The organism is Campylobacter sp. 107, assembly GCF_002383835.1.
Lineage (GTDB): Bacteria > Campylobacterota > Campylobacteria > Campylobacterales > Campylobacteraceae > Campylobacter_D > Campylobacter_D jejuni.
Map to the genome: position 1 here is coordinate 44,313 of NZ_NXBA01000042.1, position 19,921 is coordinate 64,233.

A 19,921-nucleotide genomic window follows, 5' to 3' on the forward strand; every position below is an offset into this window, starting at 1 on the left:
CAAAATTTTTCTTTAATTTTTGATGAATTTAAGAAAGAGTTTAGAGTTTGAGAAAAATCAAACTCTAAAAATTTAAAAGCCTAGATTTACTCCGCCACCTTCTTGGGTTTCATAATTTGTATCACGACCTATAGTGTAGCCATTTCCACTACCAGTATTACTTAAAGGTCTGCAAATATCGCCCACTTTTACACTACCTTCTGTGATTTTTGCATAAGAAAATTTAGGGCTTGTGCGAGTGATTTCAATACTTCCTGTTTTGCTTTCTACTCTTCCTGTATTTTCTTTTGTATAAGTATCTTTTACAACCTTCCCAAGAGCAAAACATTCATAAACATCACCTTGATTTAAGCTTTGAGAAAATATTACTTCATTGTTTTCAACACTTGCAACTTTCAAAGGATAAATTGCGTTTAAAATATCTCCTGCTATACGATTTGCAATTTGTTTGAGTGCGGTTTCATTGGCACTAAGACTATTGTCTGTAAGATTGACTTTCATGCTTAAAGTATTAGAAAATTTAATTTGTCTTGTAGCAAATAAAAGCACACGATAATCTATGATAACTTCAATTTCAGTTTTGCTTTTTCCTGTTAAATTGCTTGTTTTTTGTTTACCTTCAAGTCCTGAAATAGAAAACAATAAAATATAATCTGTTGCTAACACATTTTTAAGTTTATAAACTTCATCACTAGCTGCGTCGCCACTTTTAATTAAAGCTTTTTCCATTTCATAATAGCCACTAGAATCACGGTCCAAAACATTAAATTTACGACTTTGCAATAAATCAGAAATGATTTTTTGTTGCAAAGCTGAGCCTATGCCTCTTTTGGCAGCATCTGGAGTAGAATCAAAAACAGTAATACTTCTTCTATTATCTGCACTTAAACCTAGAGCTTGATACTTTTTTGTTGTTGTGGTTTTAAAAATCGTTACATTGGCTACATATTTACCATTTGCATCTTGTTCAACACTATTGATTTCATAAGTATCGGCTCTACCTTTGGTAGCTTTTGAAATTTGCTCGCTGTAATTATCTTGTATGTTTGAATCTGAATTATTAGTTGAAACGCTAGTGTTAGATTTCTTAAGAGAATTGATGCTTACTCCGCTCATTTTTCCTATAGCCTCTATAATGGCATTGTTTATCGCATCTTCCCTAGTCAAGCCTGTGCCTTCACCTGTGTTTGATTTTGTTGAAGTTGTGGTTATAACTTTAGCATTAAGACTTAGGCTTAAAAATAAGCCTAAAAAAAGAATTTTAATTATTTTCATCTTTTACCTTTAAAAATCATCCATGCTATTTACAACATTAGAGCTTCTTTGTATGCTAGAAGATTTTTTAGCTTCATTTTTTGTTGTATTTGACTTTGAATTTAAAGCCTCATTTGTGTTGGCTAAATTTTCATAAGAATAAAATCTCACAGCTCCTACGTGTTCAATACCATTTTCACTTGTATAGCTCCATTTTTTAAGAGTACGAATACCACGAATTTTACCGCTTGTGCTTGCTTTTATTTTACTATTTACTTTGTCAATAATATTTGTTATGTTTTGAGTTTGTTCTTGAGTGGAACTATCATTAACATTAATACTTTGTTTGATGATTTCCTCGTAAGTATCACCAGTTGTTCTTTCATCTTTAAGACTTAAATTTGTATTAATAAACTCTATAATAGCAGCATCAGCCATAGTAAGTGCTGTTTCTTTGGCTCTATCTTCTAAAATATTTGTTTTTTTAGCATTGCTAGGATCTGCTACATAACCCCAGTTTCCATAACTTAAAATAATAGGCGCACCATTTTCATCATAAACTAAGCGAATTCCATATTCATTTAAAAAGCCTTTTGTATCTTTTGGCAGATACTCACTTATTGCCTTGCCTTTACCCTTAATAGCACTCTGTCTTGCTAGTGCCATATCTTTTGCTAATTGGCGAGTTTTATTGGAAATAACAGCAATAACACCTACATCATACTCACCTCTTCTTTGTGTAACTATAGTTTGCACAGGAACAAGTCCACTCATAAAACCTATGGCATTTGTCATAGTTTTATTAAGAAATTCTTGCTTTAATAAAGTCTTTTTTCTGTCTTCGCTTAAAGAATTTGTATCTATACCTAAATCTTTTAATGCCTTATCAAGCTGAGCGCCAGCTAATTGCGTAAGTTTATTTAAAATTTGATCAACCTTATCATCTTTTGGCAATTCATCAAATTCCTTAGCATTAGTAGAATTATCTGCTTCATAATTTTGAATTTTGCTTGTAGCAATTCTTCCAAAAGCATCTCTTATAAATTCGCTTTGTAAATTTACATTGCTTTTTGATAAGCATTTTGTAAAGCTTGTGCAAATTGTGGATCAGTATCATTTACAGCAACAGTACCTTTTCCTGTATAAAAAGTTTTTCCATCTTTGATTATACCATATTCTATACCGAAATTATCCGCAAATTCTTCAAAAAAATCTTCAATTGATTTTGGGGTAATATCCTTAGTACTTGCGTCAGACATTTCATTTTGAATATTTATATCTTGTTGTGTAATTTTTACAGGCTGGGAACCTTGTGCATAAAGTAAACTTGCCATAACTAAAGAGCCGATAAATAATATTTTTTTCATTTCATATCCTTTTAAAAATCATAAAAAAAGCCCAAGCTAAATACTTGAGCTAAAAAATTTTATTCATAAATTAATTTTTATTTTACCAAGTAACTGATTTACTAGAACCGGTTTTATCAATAGTTTGCTCATCTTCCCAATAAACTAAACCTGATGTTAGATCAGTAAGTCTTAGTAAGAAAAAGTATTCTACTTGAGTTTTACCATTGCTAAGTTTTACATTATCTTGTCTAATTTTACCCGCAAGAGAAAAATCAGGCGATACCAATGTCCCTTTTTTTGCTATGGTTTTTTGATTAAACTCATCATTATCTCTTAATTCTCTTACATCTTCACTCATGCTATCAAGTGCTCCACCTGCAGCAACTGCTGAAGTTAGAACAAATTTACCTGATTTTCTTAATGCAGAAGTGATTTTTGCGGTGAGTTTTTCAGTATCGATTCTTTGTGGGGTATCATTCACAACCCTACCAATAGCAATAACCTTTCTTGTACCTGGTTTAATATTTGCAAAAGCAGGATCGCTTAACATACTATTTATCATAGTTTCAGCTGCACTTTCAAAATCTTGTCTATCAAGACCCAAGGTTAAAGCATCACCTTTTTTTACCTGACTTGCCTTTCCATCTGTATAAGCTGTTTGTGCACAACCACTAAAAAGCAAAGCTCCAATAAGAGCTGTTCCTAAAATTTTTGTTTTTTTCATGATTTATCCTTCCTAAAATGAGATTAATTTTTTGCTTTAATTTCTAGCCTAAAATCCTTCGCTCTTATATCAGATGCAAGTTTACGAAGAATCACCTCTTGTCCTGCTGGAATTCTAAGGGCTTGATAGTCCTCATTTAAAACATCTCTTAACACAAAACCATCTTTATCTAACCAATCTACTTTATAAATTACATCTTTAGCAAAAGTACTGCGTAAAATCACTTCAAATTCTAAATAACCATTGCTATTTATACGCTTTTGAAATTGTTTTACTAAACTTTTTGGTAAATTTGAACCTAAAATTACAGTATTTTGATTTGAATTTATTTGATAACTTGGTGCACAAGCACTAAGTAAAAACATTAAAATAAATAAAATAATTTTTTTCATCTTTTAGCCTTATTTTTCCATGATAGCAACACTTGCGGGTAAATACAGAGCAAAAGAACGCACTACAACAAGAGCATTTTTATTTTTATCTAATGATTTTTGAAACAAAATATTGCCTTGTGGATCTTTAATTTCTAAATTTCCGTCGTTTTCTATTGTTGCTATAGCAATACTTTTTGGTAAACCTCTCCAAGAACGCACATCAGCTTTGTTGGTTACAGCAGTTGCTACTGCTGTTGCAAGACTTAGCCATCCACCTGTAGAGTCATTATTTGCAACAGCTACATTTAAAGTGGTTTTAACTATAGTTTGAGCTAAGGCTTTAGCAATCATTGCAGGCATATTTATTTTAAATTCAGTAGCGACAATATTGTCTAAATCTACAAAATCATTTGTATTTTGACCATTTATATTTAAATTTGCAAAAGAAGCTTCCCTTTTTTTCAAGGTTTGTAAAGCAATATTTGTGCTAATAATTTTTTTATCCACTATAAAAGGTAAGGTTAAAGCAAATTCATCCTTAACTACACCAAATCCATTTTCATAAACTACAAAAACATATTTTTTAGCTTTTTTGACTTTTATTTTTGTAGCATATTCTTTAAAAATTTTAGCCTCTTTTTTGATAGTTTTGTTTTTTGGATAAATAATAGATACTTCTCTAAATAAATCTGCAGCTTTTCTATAATCTTTATCCATAAAGAAAAATATTGAAGCAAGATAAGTCGCATAAGGATTTATGAAATTTTTTGTTGTATCAAATTCTTTAAATAAGTTGTCATATTGCGCTTCTATAACTTTTGAATTTTCATTCATATTTTTATCATAATTTTTATCTTCTTTTGCCTTATCTAAATCAGCACGATTTTTTTCAATTTCTTTAGCAAAATATTCTTTTGCCTTATCTTGACGCATTAAAGCACGATTAAACTCAACTCTTGCATTTTCATAATCATCTTCTTCCATATAGTTTAGAGCTTTATATATATTAACCATAATTCTTTCATATAAAGAACCATCATAATCTACTATATTATCATTAAGCAAGGTTGTACCAATAAATTTAGCTGCTTTAGGGCTTACATTTTCTAAATCCACATCATATTTATAAGATTCTTCTACAGCATCAAAAAATACATTACTTTTATTAAAATCACCACAATTTCTAGCAATCAAACCTGCATTTAATCCTGTATAAATGACATCATCATTTTTTTTAATTTTTTCTAAATTTTGATTGAAAAAATCATCACCACAATATTTTTGTGTTAAAGTATTTTCAAATATTGTATTTTGTTTAACCTGATTAACACAAGCTGTTAAAAAAAGGCAAACAATACCTGAAAAAATCAACCCAACTTTTATCTTCATTAAATTCCTTTCTTAAAGAAAATTGAAAATGAATATTATAACGTAGTATATACTTAAAAACTAATGAAAAAAATTTAACCCTAGGAGAAAAACCTAGGGTTTGATTTAAATAAGCATAGGAGCTAATACAAAGCCTAATACTACAGCAATTGCAATAGCTAAAACCCCTGGTATAAAGAATGAGTGATTAAATATAAATTTACCAATTCTAGTCGTTCCTGTATCATCCATTTGCACTGCACCTAACAAAGTGGGATAAGTTGGAAGTACAAAAAGTGCTGAAACTGCTGCAAAACAAGCTACAAGCATATAAGAATCATGCGGATTTGCTGCTGAAATTCCTAAAGCAGTGATAATTACAGGTACAATGGCCTTTGCGGTTGCTGCTTGAGAATATAAAAGCATACTTGCAAAGAAAAATGCAACTGCTAACATAGCAGGGGTTTGTTTAACCCAGTCGCCTGCTACTTCTTTGATAGAAGCTTCGTGTCCTGCAACAAAAGTATTTCCAAGCCATGCTACACCAAAAACACAAACACAAGCAGTCATACCGCTTTTAAATACACTAGTGTCAAGAATTTTACCTGGTTCAACTTTACAAAGCCAAGTGATCAAAGTTGCTGCAGTAAGTAAAAAGCTCATAATAGCTGCATCTCTTGGAACCACAACAGGATCAATCCATTTAATATTACTTGAAATTGCAGTTGCATAAAGTACAACTGCCAAAACAGTGATCAAGAAAATTACCACTGAAAGTTTAGCACCTGGTTTATCTTCGCCATGCAAAACAGCTCCTGCATCCTTTACAAGTCCTGCTTTTAATCGTTCTTGATAAACACTATCCTTACTCAAATCCATAGGAGTGATTAAACTCACTATAAAAGCTGCAAGCATACAAGCTACAAAAGTTGTGCTAATCCAAATTCCAATTAAAGTTGGATAATTCCATCCAAGTGGCTCTAAAACTCCGCTCATATAAACCACAGCTGCACTTACAGGAGAAGCAGTGATTCCAATTTGCGAAGAAACAACCATTAATGAAAGTGGAACACTAGGTTTTATGTTTTGAGATTTTGCAACATCAACTACAACAGGCATTAAAGAAAATACCGCATTTCCTGTTCCTGCTAAAATTGTAAGCAACCACCCACAAGCTGGAGCTAAATAATTTATAAATTTAGGACTTGATCTTAAAATTTTTTCTGTCACCCTTACCATGTAATCAAGTCCACCTGCTTGTTGCATAGCAGAAATTGCTGCAATAGCTGCGGCAATAATTAAAATAACATCCCAAGGAATATTACCAGGTTTCATACCTAAAACAAGCCCTAATATAACTACACCTAATCCTCCAGCATAACCTATAGCAATACCACCTAGGCGAATACCGATAAAAATCGCCCCAAGAAGGACAATTACTTGCAAAATTATCATTATATCCATATTAAATCCTAAGTGCTATTTTTTAGCTTCCATGTGAGGATTTAGCATATTTGATGGAGTTAAAATTTCATCAATTTGTTCTTTGCTTAAAAGCCCTCTTTCAAGCGCAATATCAGCCACTCTTTTTCCAGTGTTCATTGCCTCTTTGGCTATAGAAGCTGAATTTTCATAACCAATATAAGGATTTAAAGCTGTTACTATACCTACTGAATTATAGACAAAGTCTGAACAAATTTTTTCATTTGCGGTAATACCATCTATACATTTATCAGCTAAAGTATACATTGCTTTTTCTAGCATTACAACAGAATTAAATAAGCTATATGCTACAACTGGTTCAAAAACATTAAGTTGTAATTGTCCACCCTCACAAGCAAAAGTTACAGTTACGTCTGCTCCAATAACAAAATAACAAACTTGATTAACTACTTCAGGAATAACAGGATTTACCTTACCTGGCATGATAGAACTACCTGGTTGCATTTTTGGAAGATTAATCTCATTAAGACCACATTTTGGACCACTACTTAAAAGTCTTAAGTCATTACATACTTTAGAAAGTTTTGTTGCAACACGTTTTAAAACACCTGAAATTTGTACATAAGCTCCCGTATCTTGAGTCGCCTCGATTAAATCCTCAGCCACAGTATATTCAAAACCTGTCACTTCTCTTATTTTTCTTTCTACAACCTTCGGATAATCAGGATGAGAATTAATTCCTGTTCCAATAGCAGTTCCACCCAAATTGATCTCTAAAATCAATTTTCTAGCTTCTAATACTCTTTGTATATCTTCACCTATCATTACGGCAAAAGTTTTAAATTCACGACCTAAAGTCATAGGTACAGCATCTTGCAGTTGGGTTCTACCCATTTTAAGAACATCTTTAAATTCTTCAGCTTTTCTCTCATAAGCTTTTTTTAGATGTTCCATAGCTTTTGCCAAATCACTTAAATAATCATGCAAGGCAAGGTGTAAAGCTGTAGGATAAGCATCATTAGTACTTTGGCTTAAATTAACATGATCATTTGGATGAAGATATTGGTATTCACCTTTTTTATGACCCATAAGTTCAAGTCCTATGTTTGCTATAACTTCATTAGCATTCATATTTGTACTTGTTCCAGCACCTCCTTGGATCATATCTACTACAAATTGATCATAATACCCACCTTCTAAAATTTTATCACACGCTTTAATAATCGCATCTTGGATATTTTTATCCAAAAGACCTAATTCATGATTTGCCATAGCTGCAGCTTTTTTTACTCTAGCCAAAGCCCTAACAAAGCGAGGAAAATCTTTTAATCTATCATGAGAAATATCAAAATTTTCAACAGCTCTAAAAGTTTGCACTCCATAATAAACCTCATCAGAGATTTCCAATTCCCCAATAAAATCATGTTCTTTTCTTGTTCCCATTTTGAACCTTTCATAAAAGTATTTTAATTTTAAATCAAAAATTTTTGATTTAAATCATAAAATAATGATATCGCATTTTTAGTTAATAATTGATTAATAAGTAAACTGCTTTCAAATACGATAAATTAAGTATTTTTATATCCTATTATGTCTTTATATTTAATTTTTATTAATATAAAAAATTTTATTTACTTTAAAAAAAAATTAATATATTTTTGTAAGCTTTTTTGTTAGAATAAAATTTTTAATAATTTAAATAATTAAGGATAATATGGAAGAAATTACAATAAACATAGATAAGATTAAAATAAATGATGACTGGAAAGAATTTCTAAGAGACGAATTTCAAAAAAAATATTTTCTAGAAATCAAAAAACAATACCTAAATGCGATTAATCAAAATATAATTATTTATCCGCCTGCGAATTTAATCTTTAATGCTTTTAATTTATGTCCTTTAAAAGAAATTAAAATTATTATCCTAGGACAAGATCCTTATCATCAACCAAATCAAGCAATGGGGCTTAGTTTTTCGGTTCCAAAAAATGTAAAAATCCCACCAAGTCTTAATAATATTTTTAAAGAATTGCAAAATGATTTAAACATCACTCCAGCAAAAAGCGGAGATTTAAGCTCTTGGGCAAAACAAGGGGTTTTGCTCTTAAATTCTATTCTTAGCGTTGAAGCAAATAAAGCAGCTAGCCATAGTTCGTGGGGTTGGCAAGAATTTAGTGATACTATAATACATAAATTAAGTAATGAAAAATCAGGGCTTGTTTTTATGCTTTGGGGAAATTACGCAAAAAGCAAGGAGATTTTGATTGATAATACTAAGCATTTGATTTTAAAAGCAGCTCACCCAAGCCCTTTAGCTAGAATAGGATTTTTAGGTTGTAAGCATTTTTCAAAGGCTAATGAATTTTTAAAAAAAGTTGGTAAAATTCCTATAGATTGGAAAATAGTTTAAAAAATTATTTTAAATTTTAATAAAAATATTAAAATATATTTATTTATTTAAAAATAAATCGTATTCCTATAGAAACATATTCCAATAAAACAACTCAAAAAATTAATTCTTAAGGAAAAAGATGAAAACCATTGGTATTATAGGCGGAATGAGTTTTGAAAGCACTATTACTTATTATAAAACAATAAATCAAGCTATAAATGATAAATTAAAATCTTTAAATTCTGCAAAAATTTTACTTTACAGTGTTAATTTTGAAGAAATAGAAAATTTACAAAGCCAAGATAAATGGCAAGAAGCTGCACAAATTTTAACTCAATGTGCTAAAAAATTAGAGCTTGCAGGGGCTAGTTTTATAATAATTGCAACTAATACTATGCATAAGGTTTTTGACAAAATTCAACAAAACATAAATATCCCTATTTTACATATTGCAAAAAGTTCTGCTAAGGCTTTAAAACAAGAAAACATGCAAAAAATTGGTTTATTGGGTACTAAATACACAATGACTCAGGATTTTTATAAAAAAGTGCTTATTGAAGAAAATATTAGCGTTATTATTCCTAGCGATGAAGATATAAAAATCGTTAATGATATTATTTTTAATGAGCTTTGTAAAGGCGAAATCAAGCAAGAATCTAAAGAAAAATATTTAAATATTATAAAAAAACTACAAGAAAAAGGGACAAAGGGAGTGCTTTTAGCTTGCACTGAAATTGGTTTATTAATATCCAAAAATGATACAAATATCAAAATTTTTGACACAAGTCTTATTCACGCCCTTGATGCTGCTAATGAAGCTTTAAAAGATTTATAATTAAAAGATGCCCAAAAATGGGCAAATTGCAATATTTTGAAAAGATTTATACTTATATCGGTTTAAATCTTATCTTGCTTTATAATTTGCTATCTTTTTCTAATTGATTGATATTTAGCATGATAAATTTATAGCTTAGATAAATTACTAAAGGCCAAGCCAATAAAAACAAAGCATGTAACATTTTTTTTCCTTAATATGCGTGATCATCGTTTGCGATTTCTTCGCGTGTGATTTTTACTTTATCCATTGCATTCCAAACATAGATAATATAAGCTAAAACAAAAGGTACAAGTAAAGACACATAAGCCATGACGCTTAGAGTATAATAGCTTGAACTTGCATTTTTTAAAGTTAAAGAACTTTGTAAATCACTTAAAGATGGGTAAAAAGCACTTTGACCTAAACCAATGCTTGATAATAAAGCAAAAACTGTTAAAACCGTTCCAAGTCCTAGGGTAAAAATAGCTTTAGAGCAACCTTTTGCTCCTTGAACCATACCTAAAAGCACTAAAATCACACCAATAACAAGCAAAACAGCAAAAATCATTTGATTTAAGAAATTATATAAATATAAATTCGCACTCATGCTTACAACTCCATTTGCATCTACACTAAAACCATCTTTTAAGAAAATCCACACTAAAAAACCTAAGAAAAAAGGTAAAAATAAAATACTATTGATCATGAGTTTTTTCATAACTCTTATTTTGATATTCTCATCATTGATATTGTTCATAAAATACGCTGCGCCTAAAAGCCTTGCTAAAAATACTAAAGCTAAGCCTAAGAGATAATTAAAAGGATTAAGTAAAAGTTCTAAGCCGTGCAAAGGATTTTGCCAAGAAACAAAATTATGCTCATTTAAGATAAATTCAGAACCGCTAAAAAAACTACTTACTGCAACTCCGATTAAAAACACACCTAAATAACCATTAATTTTAAGAAAAATTTCATAGGTTTTAGAGCCATAAACATTATTTTCTTTTTTGCGATATTCATAAGCCACAGCCTGTAAAATAAAACAAAATAAAATACAAAGCCAAGCCCAATAAGCTCCGCCAAAACTTGTACTATAAAAAAGTGGAAAAGCTGCAAAAGCTGCTCCGCCAAAAAGTACGAGAGTTGTAAAACCAAGCTCCCATTTACGCCCTAAAGAATTAACTAGCATAGTTTTTTCAAGCTCATCCTTGCTAAGCTCATCGATTAAAGTTTGTCCGCCTTGAACAAAAAACATAAAAACTAAAAGTCCGCCAAGTAAACTTAAAATCAACCACCAATAAATTTGCAAACCTTCGAGTTCTAAACCAAAAAACATTATTTTTCTCCTTTGCCCATAAGTGGAGTATGCCCTGCATGTGCATCAAAACCTTTTTTAATCTGAGTAAGTATGATTTTAACTTCTGCAATCAATAAGGCTGTAAAAAGTACTGCAAAAATCCAAAATGAAATTTGAACATTGACTTTTCCAAGTTGTGTTGCTGCGATATGTACAGGAAGCAAGTCTTGAATTGCCCAAGGTTGTCTGCCTACTTCAGCAACGATCCAACCTGCTTCAGCGGCGATATAACCCAATGGAATGGATAATAAACACACCCAAAGTACTTTTCTAAATTTCTCAATATTATTTGCCATAGTAAGATAAAGCGTAACGATGAAAAGTAAAAAGAAAAAACTTCCTAAAGCAACCATGATATGAAAGCTATAAAAAGTTAAAGCCACAGGTGGAATAGTATCGCTTGGTTTTTCTAAATATCCATAACCAAAATCTTTAAAATGAGTTTCTAAAATGGATTTGTGATTTGCCATAGCTATTGTATCATTGTTTTCTTTAGCAAGTTTATAGTCTTTTAGAGCTTGTATAGCGATTTTTCCTCTATCGATACGATTTTGCATAGGTTCTATCCCTTTGCTTTCATTTCCATAGATCAAATCTTCAATTCCTGGAACAAAAGAATTTGGATCACGGTTTCCTAATATAGAAAGAGCGTAAGGTATAGTAATGTCAAATAAAAACACACTTTCGTTATTATCTATGGTTTTTTTAGGATTTAAAATTCCAAAAGGTACAAGTCCTGCACGATGTTCACCTTGATAAACCCCTTCCATAGCTGCAAGTTTCATAGGTTGAGTTTGAGTTACACGGTAAGCGCTTTCATCTCCGCTGAAAAACAAAAAGATTGAACAAACCAAACCAAAACTAGCTCCTACAACTAAGCTTTTTTTAGCCTCGATAATATGGCGTCCTTTTAACATAAACCAAGCTGAAATTCCCATTACAAATAAAGCTGAAATCACATAACCACTGCCTATGGTATGTAAAAATTTTGAAATAGCTACAGGAGAAAGTGCTACTTCAAAAAAGCTTTGCATTTCATTTCTTGCTGTGTCAGGGTTAAAGCTCATTCCTACAGGATATTGCATCCAACCATTTGCCACTAAAATCCAAAAAGCAGAAAGATTACTTCCTATAGCCACACACCAAGTTGAAAGTAAGTGAAAACCCTTGCTTACTTTATCCCAGCCAAAAAACATAACTGCAAAAAAAGTAGCCTCTAAAAAAAATGCCATAATACCTTCAACCGCCAAAGGTGCACCAAAAATATCACCCACAAACCAGCTATAATTTGCCCAGTTTGTTCCAAATTCAAATTCCATTATAATGCCTGTAGCTACACCGATAGCAAAATTTATAGCAAACAATGAAAGCCAAAATTTGGTGATTTTTTTCCATCTTTCATTTTTAGTTTTTACATAGATGGTTTCCATGATAGCGATCATAAAAGACAAGCCTAAGGTTAAAGGCACAAACAAAAAATGATAAAGTGCAGTTAAAGCAAACTGCGCTCTTGACCAATCAACGCTACTAAGTTCGTTCATTTATTTTCCTTCGAGTGTAAGATTTTTGAGTACAAAAGTGCTTTTTTCTTTGTCGCTTTTAAAAATAGAATTAAAATTTACATCAAAAACAAAAAGTTTTAAAATCACAAACATAACAAAAAGTTTGATAAAAATAATTTTCCAAAGGGTCTTTCCAAGAGTTAAATTTTTAAAACCTTCTTTGTAAAAATTAAAAATTTGAGAGATGCTAAAATATAAGTGTTTAAGATACATGTAAATTCTACCTTTAAAAACAACAAAATAAAACATTTTTAAAAAGCGGGAAATTATAATGAAATTTATGTTATTATTTTCTTAAAAATTTAAATACATATTTAAGGTTTTTAATGTAAAAAATTATATTTTTTATTTTATGTTGTTTTATGACTTTTTTTCTTTATACATGTTCTTCTAAAATTTTAAAATGCAAATCCTTTGGGGCGTTCATTTGTAGAATTTGAAGATACTGATCCTTTAAAACTAAGACTTAAGCCTACTTTTCCTACCAATCAAGAAATTCCAAATTTAATTAGCAGTGCTGATTTAATACCTATTATTCCCATTACCCCACCTTTAACTAGAACAAGTAATAGCGCCAACAATAATGCAGTATAATGAAATCAATCCTCGCTTTAAAGACGAAGCTTTTATGATGTTTTAATTTTTGAAAATCGCCCTGCGGTTTCTGATTTTTTAACCATTTTAGGCCCTAGCGGAGCAGCTTTAACAGTTTGGGCTTTAGCACAAGGAAATTGTATTTTGGATTTGGCGATGCTAGAGTTTGGCAACTTTTGCTTTATCCTAATGATTTTGTAATAATTAAAAATGCCAAAACCAATACCTGTCTTAATACTTATGGCAATAAAATTGTCCTTTATCCTTGCGATGCAAGCAACCACGCACAAATGTGGAAACTTATCCCTATGAGCAACACAGCAGTTCAAATTAAAAATTTATGAAATGGAAAATGCATACAAGCACCTATTACAAATCTTTATGGTGATTTTCACAAGGTTTTTAAAATTTTTACCGTAGAGTGTACAAAAAAAGATAATTTTGATCAACAATGGTTCTTAACTACTCCACCTTTTACCGCAAAAACCTTTATATCGCCAAGGAGGGGTACGATGAAAAAAATTATATGTTTATTTTTATCTTTTAACCTTACTTTTGCAAATTTAGAAAATTTTAATGTTGGCACTTGGAATTTGCAAGGCTCATCCGCAGCCACAAAAAGCGAATGGAGTATTAGCGTAAGACAACTTGTAAGTGGAGCAAACCCTTTAGATATATTAATGATACAAGAAGCAGGAACTTTACCAAGAACAGCCACTCCAACAGGACGCCATGTGGAGCAAGGTGGAATACCCATTGATGAATATGAGTGGAATTTGGGAACTCTTTCAAGACCTGATAGAGTTTTTATTTATTATTCTCGCGTTGATGTAGGAACTAATCGTGTAAATTTAGCTATAGCTTCAAGAATGCAGGCTGAAGAAGTGATTTGTTTTACCTCCGCCTACTACAGTTTCAAGACCCATTATAGGAATTCGCAATGGAAATGATGCTTTTTTCAATATCCATGCTTTAGCTAATGGAGGAACAGATGTAGGAGCAATTATCACAGCCGTAGATACACATTTTGCAAATATGTCTCAAGTTAACTAGATGATAGCAGAGGATTTTAACCGTGATCCTTCTACTATAACAAGTACAGCGGATAGAGAATTAGTAAATAGAATTAGAGTGGTTTTTCCCACTAGCGCAACTCAAACAAGCGGAAGAACTCTTGATTATGCAATTAGCAGGAAATTCAAACAGACAACAAACCTATACTCCACCACTTTTAGCTGCGATTTTAATGCTTGCAAGTTTAAGATCATTTTCAGTAAATTTTAGGACATTTAATATGAAAAAAATTATTACTTTGTTTTTTTATGTTTATAACTTTAGCCTTTGCAACTCTTGCTGGAAATTTGAAAGATTTTACCGAAATGGTTTCTATAAAGAAGCTCGAAAACGGGAATTTTTAGTGCCTTTAGGGATACCTCAAAAGATCCTATTGATCAAAATTTGGAATATTAAAGAAATTGTTTTAAGCAATGAGTTAAAACAAAAAGATAAATTAGCTAATGAACTTCCTTTTGGTTATGTGTAATTTACAAATCCAAAGGAAAACGATCTTTGTTTGGCTATCTTAGAAGATGGAACCTTTGGAGCAAAATCTTGTCAAGATGATCTAAAAGATGGTAAATTAGAAACTGTATTTTTATAATACCAACAACAACTTCAGCTGTGCAAATTCGTTCTTTAGTTTTGGAATCTGATGAATGTATAGTAACTTTTTTTAATCCAAATATTCCTATACAAAAACGCTTTGGAATAGCCCCTTGCACCTTAGATTCTAATTTTTTGCTGAAGTAAATAAACTAATGATTATAACCCCATCTTTAACAGCTGCTACCCCTTTAGAATAAGTTCTATTTTTATATTGATTTAATATTTATGATATTACTAAAATACACAAAATAATTAATAATAATACAATGTAATTTACCTTACTCTATAATTCTTTTATTTTAATTTAATTTTTTTGTTACAATAAATTTATACATAATAATTATCAAGGAGGAAAAATTGGAACAAATTTTAACATGGCAACAAATTTATGACCCTTTTTCAAACATTTGGCTAAGTGCTTTAGTGGCATTTTTACCTATACTATGTTTTTTAGTTTGTTTGGTTGTTTTAAAACTTAAAGGCTATCAAGCAGGTTTTTTAACTGTTATACTTGCTACTTTGGTAGCTTTATTTGCCTATAAAATGCCTTGGAATTTAGTGGGTGCAAGTTTTATTCAAGGCTTTACAAACGGTATGTGGCCTATAGCTTGGATTATCATCGCGGCAATCTTTCTTTACAAACTTTCTATCAAGTCAGGTTCTTTTGAAATCATTAAAAAAAGCGTGATGAGCATTACTCCGGATCATAGAATTCAAGTGATTTTAATAGGTTTTTGTTTTGGTTCATTTTTAGAGGGTGCTATAGGTTTTGGTGGCCCTGTGGCTATAACCGCTGCACTTTTAGTAGGACTTGGCTTGCGTCCTTTACAAGCTGCAGGGCTTTGTCTTATCGCAAATACCGCTCCTGTTGCTTTTGGTGCGGTGGGAATTCCTATTATTGCTATGGCAAATCTTGTCGGCATAGAACAGCATTCAGTTTCTGCCATGGTAGGTAGAATGCTAGTTCCTTTAAGCCTTACTATACCTTTTTTCATAGTTTTTTTAATGGATGGATTTAAAGGTATTAAAGAAACTTTTCCAGCTATTTTAGTTGCGGCATTAAGTTTTACAACTACTCAATTTTTAAGCTCAAATCACCTAGGAGCGGAATTACCTGATATTATTTCAGCTGTGGTTTCTTTAGCAGTTACGACTGTATTTTTGAAATTTTGGAAACCAAAAAATATTTTTAGATTTGACAATGAAAGCAATTTCACTCAAGATAACACCTTAAGTTTTAATCAAATTTTAAAAGCTTGGTCACCTTTTATTTTACTCATTGTTTGTATTATCATTTGGACACAACCTTGGTTTAAAGCTCTCTTTGATAAGGACGGAATTTTAAGCTATACAAGTATTACTTTACAATTTAGCAATATCACAACTGGAATTTTAAGCCCTTCTATCACAGGCATAGGAGAAGCTAAGCCTTTATCTTTGGCCTTGGGTGTAGATTTAATCAATGGAAAAACCGTAGCTCAAGCAGGAACAGCGATTTTACTTGCCGCTTTTCTAACTATAGCTATTTTAAAAATCAAAGCCGAAGATGCTACAGAATGCTTTTGGGTTACCTTAAAAGAAATGGCTATACCTTGTATCACCATAGGTTTGGTTGTGGCCTTTGCTTTTATCTCTAAAAATAGTGGTATGAGCACTACTTTAGGACTTGCTTTTGCACACACAGGTGATGCTTTTTCTTTCTTTTCACCAATCATTGGCTGGATAGGGGTATTTTTAACAGGCTCTGATACAAGTGCTAATTTACTTTTTGGAACCTTGCAACAAGTAAGCGCTCAAAAACTAGGTATTAGCGAAGCTTTATTTTTAGCAGCTAATTCAGTAGGTGGGGTTGTTGGAAAGATGATCAGTCCACAAAGCATTGCTATAGCTTGTGCAGCGGTTGGACTTGTGGGAAAAGAATCTGATCTTTTCAAATTCACATTAAAATATTCTGTAGCTTTTATTATTTTAATAGGAATTTGGACTTGCATTATAGCTTTTTTCTTACAAGGAATCATCCCTGAAGTTATAGTGAAATAATTAAAAAAATTTAAGTTTTATTTCAACAAATATTCGTTTTTAGAATATTTGTTAGAAATTTTACTTTGCTTTTATTTTTACAGGATTAGAATATTTATCCTAAATTATCCTAAAAGGAGAAAAATGATGAAAAAAGTGTATTTTTACGCCACATGCTTAGGAAGTGCTGCTATGCAACAAAGCGTTTTAAATGCGATAAAACTTTTAAGGCGTGAGGGTATTGAAGTGATTTTCAAAAAAAATCAAACCTGTTGCGCCCAACCTTCTTTTAACTCAGGTTATTTCGATGAAAGTCGTGAGATCGCTTTATATAATGTAGATTTATTTGATAAAGATTATCCCATCGTTGTACCCAGTGGTTCTTGTGCGGGTATGATGAGTCATGACTATAAAGAGCTTTTTAAAAACAGACCTGAATTTTCCAAAATAAAAACTTTTAGCTCTAGAGTGATAGAACTTTCACAATACCTTGATGAAGTTTTAAAAGTAGATTATGAAGATAAAGGTGCACCTATAAAAGTAACTTGGCATTCTAATTGCCATGCTTTAAGAGTGCAAAAAAGCATACAAGCGAGTAAAAATCTTATCAAAAAACTAAAAAACGTAGAATTAGTAGAACTTCAATACGAAGAAGAATGCTGTGGTTTTGGAGGAACCTTTTCAGTAAAAGAGCCTGAAATTTCAAATGCTATGGTAAGAAGCAAAATCAAAGATATACAAAATAGCGGTGCAAAATATCTCATCAGTGGTGATGGAGGTTGTCTTTTAAATATAGATGGCACAATGAAAAGAATGGGTTTGGATATAAAAGGCATACATTTATATGACTTTTTACTTAAACGCTTAGAAGGAGAGAGACTATGAGTCAAAAAATTCCTCACGAACAAATCGTTCAAATTAAACTCAATGACAAACAAATGCAAGAAAATTTAATGACTGCCATGCATACTTTGCAAAAAAATAGACTCAATGTTATTGATGCTAGATTTAAAGACTGGCAGGGCTTAAGAGCTAAAGCTAAGCAAGCTAAAAATAATGCCTTAATGAGCTTAGAAGAAAGACTTTTAGAATTTGAAAAAAATGCTACAAAAAATGGCATTAAGGTGCATTGGGCAAGTAGTGATGAAGATGCCTGTGAAATCGTCTATGAAATCATGAAAGAAAAAAATATCACCAAGCTTTTAAAAGGCAAGTCTATGGCAAGTGAAGAAATAGGCCTAAATCACTACCTAGAAAAAAAAGGTTTAAAAGCTATAGAAACCGATCTTGGAGAGCTTATTTTACAGCTTAATGAAGAACCCCCTTTACACATAGTTGTACCTGCCATACATAGAAACCGCCATGAAATCGGAGAAATTTTCAAAGAAAAATTAGGAGCAAATTTAGAAAACGATGAACCCGAAAGTTTAAATGCGGTGGCTAGAGAATATTTAAGAAAAGATTTTGAAGGCTTAAAACTTGGACTTAGTGGGGTCAATTTTGCCATGTCAAGAGAAGGAGCTTTTTGGCTTATAGAAAATGAAGGAAATGGTAGAATGTGCACTACAGCACCTGATATTCATATCGCACTTTGTGGTATAGAAAAAGTCATGGAAAGCTTTGAAGATGCGGCTACTATGGTTTCTTTACTTACTCCTTCAGCCACAGGACAATTTATACCAACTTATAACAATATCATTACAGGCCCTAGAAAAAATGGAGATTTAGATGGTCCTAAAGAAGTACATGTGATTTTATTTGATCACAATCGCTCTAAAATGTTAGCTCATGAGGATTATTATGAGGCTTTGCGTTGTATTCGATGCGGGGCTTGTATGAATTTTTGCCCTGTTTATGATCAAATCGGCGGACATGCTTATCAAACCACTTATCCAGGACCTATAGGAGAAGTAATCAGTCCTAATATTTTTGGTATAGATCATACAGGAGATATTTTGAATTTCTGTTCACTTTGTGGGCGTTGTTCTGAAGTTTGTCCAGTGCAAATTCCTTTGGCTGATCTTATTCGCAAATTAAGATGTGATAAAATAGGACAAGGTAAAAATCCACCTTTAGGAGCAAATAATGTTCATCACAATGCCCTAGAAGCCTTTACTTTTAAACAATTTAAAAATATCGCAACCAATGGCGATAAATGGCGTTTTTCACTTTCAAAAGCACATTATTTCAACTGGACGGTACAAAATTTCGCAAGCATTTTGCCTGTGATTAAAAAATGGTACGCTTTTAAAGAATTACCTCAAATTAAAATGGATCTTTATAAAGAAGTGCAAAAACTAGAAGGAGTAAGCTATGAGTAAAATCGATGAAATTTCAAGCAAAAGCAAAGCAAATATTTTAGAACATCTTAAAAAAGCTTACAAAGAAACAACTTTCACACGCATTGAAAGTATAGATCCTGTAGAACATATCCAGACAACCCAAGATATGCTTACAGAAATGAAGCAAAAAATGAGCGATAACAAATACATCGTTGAAAATGCTACAAAAGATACCTTAGAAGAAAAAATCAATGAAATTGTCGCAAAATATGGCTTTAAAAGTATGATTTATGGAGCGGATTTAAATTTAAATTTAGAACAAATCAAAGCAGAAAAAAAGATTTGCTTTGATAAAGAAATCGAAAATTTAAGATCTGAAGTTTTTCATAGTGATTTTTCCATCATTCACGCAAGAGCAGGGGTAAGCTCTCACGGAGTTGCACTTATACCTTCAAGTAAAACCCAACCTAGAATGCTAAGCCTTGCACCTAAACTTTGCATAGTATTGCTTAAAAAAGAAAATGTTGTTAAAAGTCTTAGCGAAGCTTTAAATTTAGTAAAAAAAGAAAATGAAATTTTACCTACTAATATCTTATTTATAGCAGGGCCTTCAAGAACAGCAGATATAGAACTTATCACTGTTTTTGGTGTTCATGGGCCACAAATTGCACATATTATTATTTACTGATTCTATACTAGAATCAGTAAGTCTTAATTTTTA

15 protein-coding genes and 4 pseudogenes are annotated in these 19,921 nt (G+C 31.5%); 9 read left to right on the forward strand and 10 right to left on the reverse strand.

Annotated features, from left to right (window positions below; genetic code table 11):
• Positions 1-72: 72 nt before the first annotated feature.
• From BGS40_RS05990 to aspA, 7 genes and pseudogenes are all read right to left on the reverse strand, one after another.
• Positions 73-1,275 (reverse strand): CsgG/HfaB family protein, encoded by a 1,203-nt coding sequence (locus tag BGS40_RS05990; RefSeq protein ID WP_096738505.1) that lies wholly within the window; start codon positions 1,273-1,275, stop codon positions 73-75.
• A 9-nt stretch (positions 1,276-1,284) separates the two neighbouring features.
• Positions 1,285-2,621, reverse strand: a pseudogene (locus tag BGS40_RS05995) (DUF6844 domain-containing protein).
• An 82-nt stretch (positions 2,622-2,703) separates the two neighbouring features.
• A complete protein-coding gene (gene lpoB / locus BGS40_RS06000) occupies positions 2,704-3,327 on the reverse strand; it encodes a penicillin-binding protein activator LpoB (RefSeq protein WP_002851945.1) in 624 nt (207 codons plus the stop codon).
• A gap of 23 nt (positions 3,328-3,350) precedes the next feature.
• Positions 3,351-3,719, reverse strand: coding sequence for a YcfL family protein (locus tag BGS40_RS06005; RefSeq protein ID WP_002857767.1), 369 nt, complete (start codon positions 3,717-3,719; stop codon positions 3,351-3,353).
• 9 nt (positions 3,720-3,728) lie between these two features.
• Positions 3,729-5,090 (reverse strand): COG3014 family protein, encoded by a 1,362-nt coding sequence (locus BGS40_RS06010; RefSeq protein ID WP_096738506.1) that lies wholly within the window; start codon positions 5,088-5,090, stop codon positions 3,729-3,731.
• A gap of 105 nt (positions 5,091-5,195) precedes the next feature.
• On the reverse strand, positions 5,196-6,533 hold the full coding sequence (locus tag BGS40_RS06015) for an anaerobic C4-dicarboxylate transporter (protein WP_002859768.1): 1,338 nt from the start codon (positions 6,531-6,533) through the stop codon (positions 5,196-5,198).
• Between the two features lie 15 nt (positions 6,534-6,548).
• Complete coding sequence (gene aspA, locus BGS40_RS06020; RefSeq protein ID WP_002851742.1) at positions 6,549-7,955, reverse strand: aspartate ammonia-lyase; 1,407 nt, start codon at positions 7,953-7,955, stop codon at positions 6,549-6,551.
• 271 nt (positions 7,956-8,226) lie between these two features.
• Here aspA and ung point away from each other — a divergent pair, with 271 nt between their 5' ends.
• Entirely contained in the window at positions 8,227-8,922 is a 696-nt protein-coding gene (ung, locus tag BGS40_RS06025) for a uracil-DNA glycosylase (protein ID WP_052782298.1), read from the forward strand.
• Positions 8,923-9,043: 121 nt separating this feature from the next.
• Positions 9,044-9,739 carry an aspartate/glutamate racemase family protein gene (locus tag BGS40_RS06030; protein ID WP_096738507.1) on the forward strand — a complete coding sequence of 232 codons (696 nt, stop codon included), beginning with the start codon at positions 9,044-9,046 and terminating at the stop codon, positions 9,737-9,739.
• 193 nt (positions 9,740-9,932) lie between these two features.
• Here BGS40_RS06030 and cydB read toward each other — a convergent pair whose 3' ends face one another.
• From cydB to BGS40_RS06045, 3 genes are read right to left on the reverse strand one after another with little or no spacing between them, the layout of a single operon-like run.
• The gene (cydB, locus tag BGS40_RS06035) at positions 9,933-11,057 is read right to left on the reverse strand and encodes a cytochrome d ubiquinol oxidase subunit II (RefSeq protein WP_052794145.1); all 1,125 of its coding nucleotides are present in this window, start codon (positions 11,055-11,057) and stop codon (positions 9,933-9,935) included.
• Positions 11,057-12,619 carry a cytochrome ubiquinol oxidase subunit I gene (locus BGS40_RS06040; protein WP_069176487.1) on the reverse strand — a complete coding sequence of 521 codons (1,563 nt, stop codon included), beginning with the start codon at positions 12,617-12,619 and terminating at the stop codon, positions 11,057-11,059. Before BGS40_RS06040 ends, cydB begins: the two co-directional genes overlap by 1 nt.
• Complete coding sequence (locus BGS40_RS06045) at positions 12,620-12,853, reverse strand: DUF4492 domain-containing protein (protein ID WP_002851632.1); 234 nt, start codon at positions 12,851-12,853, stop codon at positions 12,620-12,622.
• A 149-nt stretch (positions 12,854-13,002) separates the two neighbouring features.
• On the opposite strand from BGS40_RS06045, the pseudogene BGS40_RS06050 reads away from it, so the two are divergent.
• The 7 genes and pseudogenes from BGS40_RS06050 (at position 13,003) to BGS40_RS06080 (ending at position 19,888) form a co-directional block, all read left to right on the forward strand.
• A pseudogene (locus tag BGS40_RS06050) lies at positions 13,003-13,750 on the forward strand (RICIN domain-containing protein).
• Positions 13,747-14,525: pseudogene (locus tag BGS40_RS06055) on the forward strand (cytolethal distending toxin subunit B family protein); the annotation flags it as partial. The pseudogenes BGS40_RS06050 and BGS40_RS06055, both read left to right, overlap by 4 nt.
• 3 nt (positions 14,526-14,528) lie before the next feature.
• Positions 14,529-15,096 (forward strand): annotated as a pseudogene (locus BGS40_RS06060) (cytolethal distending toxin subunit A/C).
• Positions 15,097-15,256: 160 nt separating this feature from the next.
• Entirely contained in the window at positions 15,257-16,939 is a 1,683-nt protein-coding gene (locus BGS40_RS06065) for an L-lactate permease (protein WP_052794142.1), read from the forward strand.
• Between the two features lie 123 nt (positions 16,940-17,062).
• Positions 17,063-17,803: a (Fe-S)-binding protein gene (locus BGS40_RS06070; RefSeq protein WP_002860572.1), complete on the forward strand. Its 741-nt coding sequence runs from the start codon at positions 17,063-17,065 to the stop codon at positions 17,801-17,803.
• Positions 17,800-19,239: a LutB/LldF family L-lactate oxidation iron-sulfur protein gene (locus tag BGS40_RS06075; protein WP_002922400.1), complete on the forward strand. Its 1,440-nt coding sequence runs from the start codon at positions 17,800-17,802 to the stop codon at positions 19,237-19,239. Before BGS40_RS06070 ends, BGS40_RS06075 begins: the two co-directional genes overlap by 4 nt.
• Positions 19,232-19,888, forward strand: a complete 657-nt coding sequence (locus BGS40_RS06080) for a LutC/YkgG family protein (protein ID WP_002857772.1) — start codon at positions 19,232-19,234, stop codon at positions 19,886-19,888. Before BGS40_RS06075 ends, BGS40_RS06080 begins: the two co-directional genes overlap by 8 nt.
• Positions 19,889-19,921 lie beyond the last annotated feature (33 nt).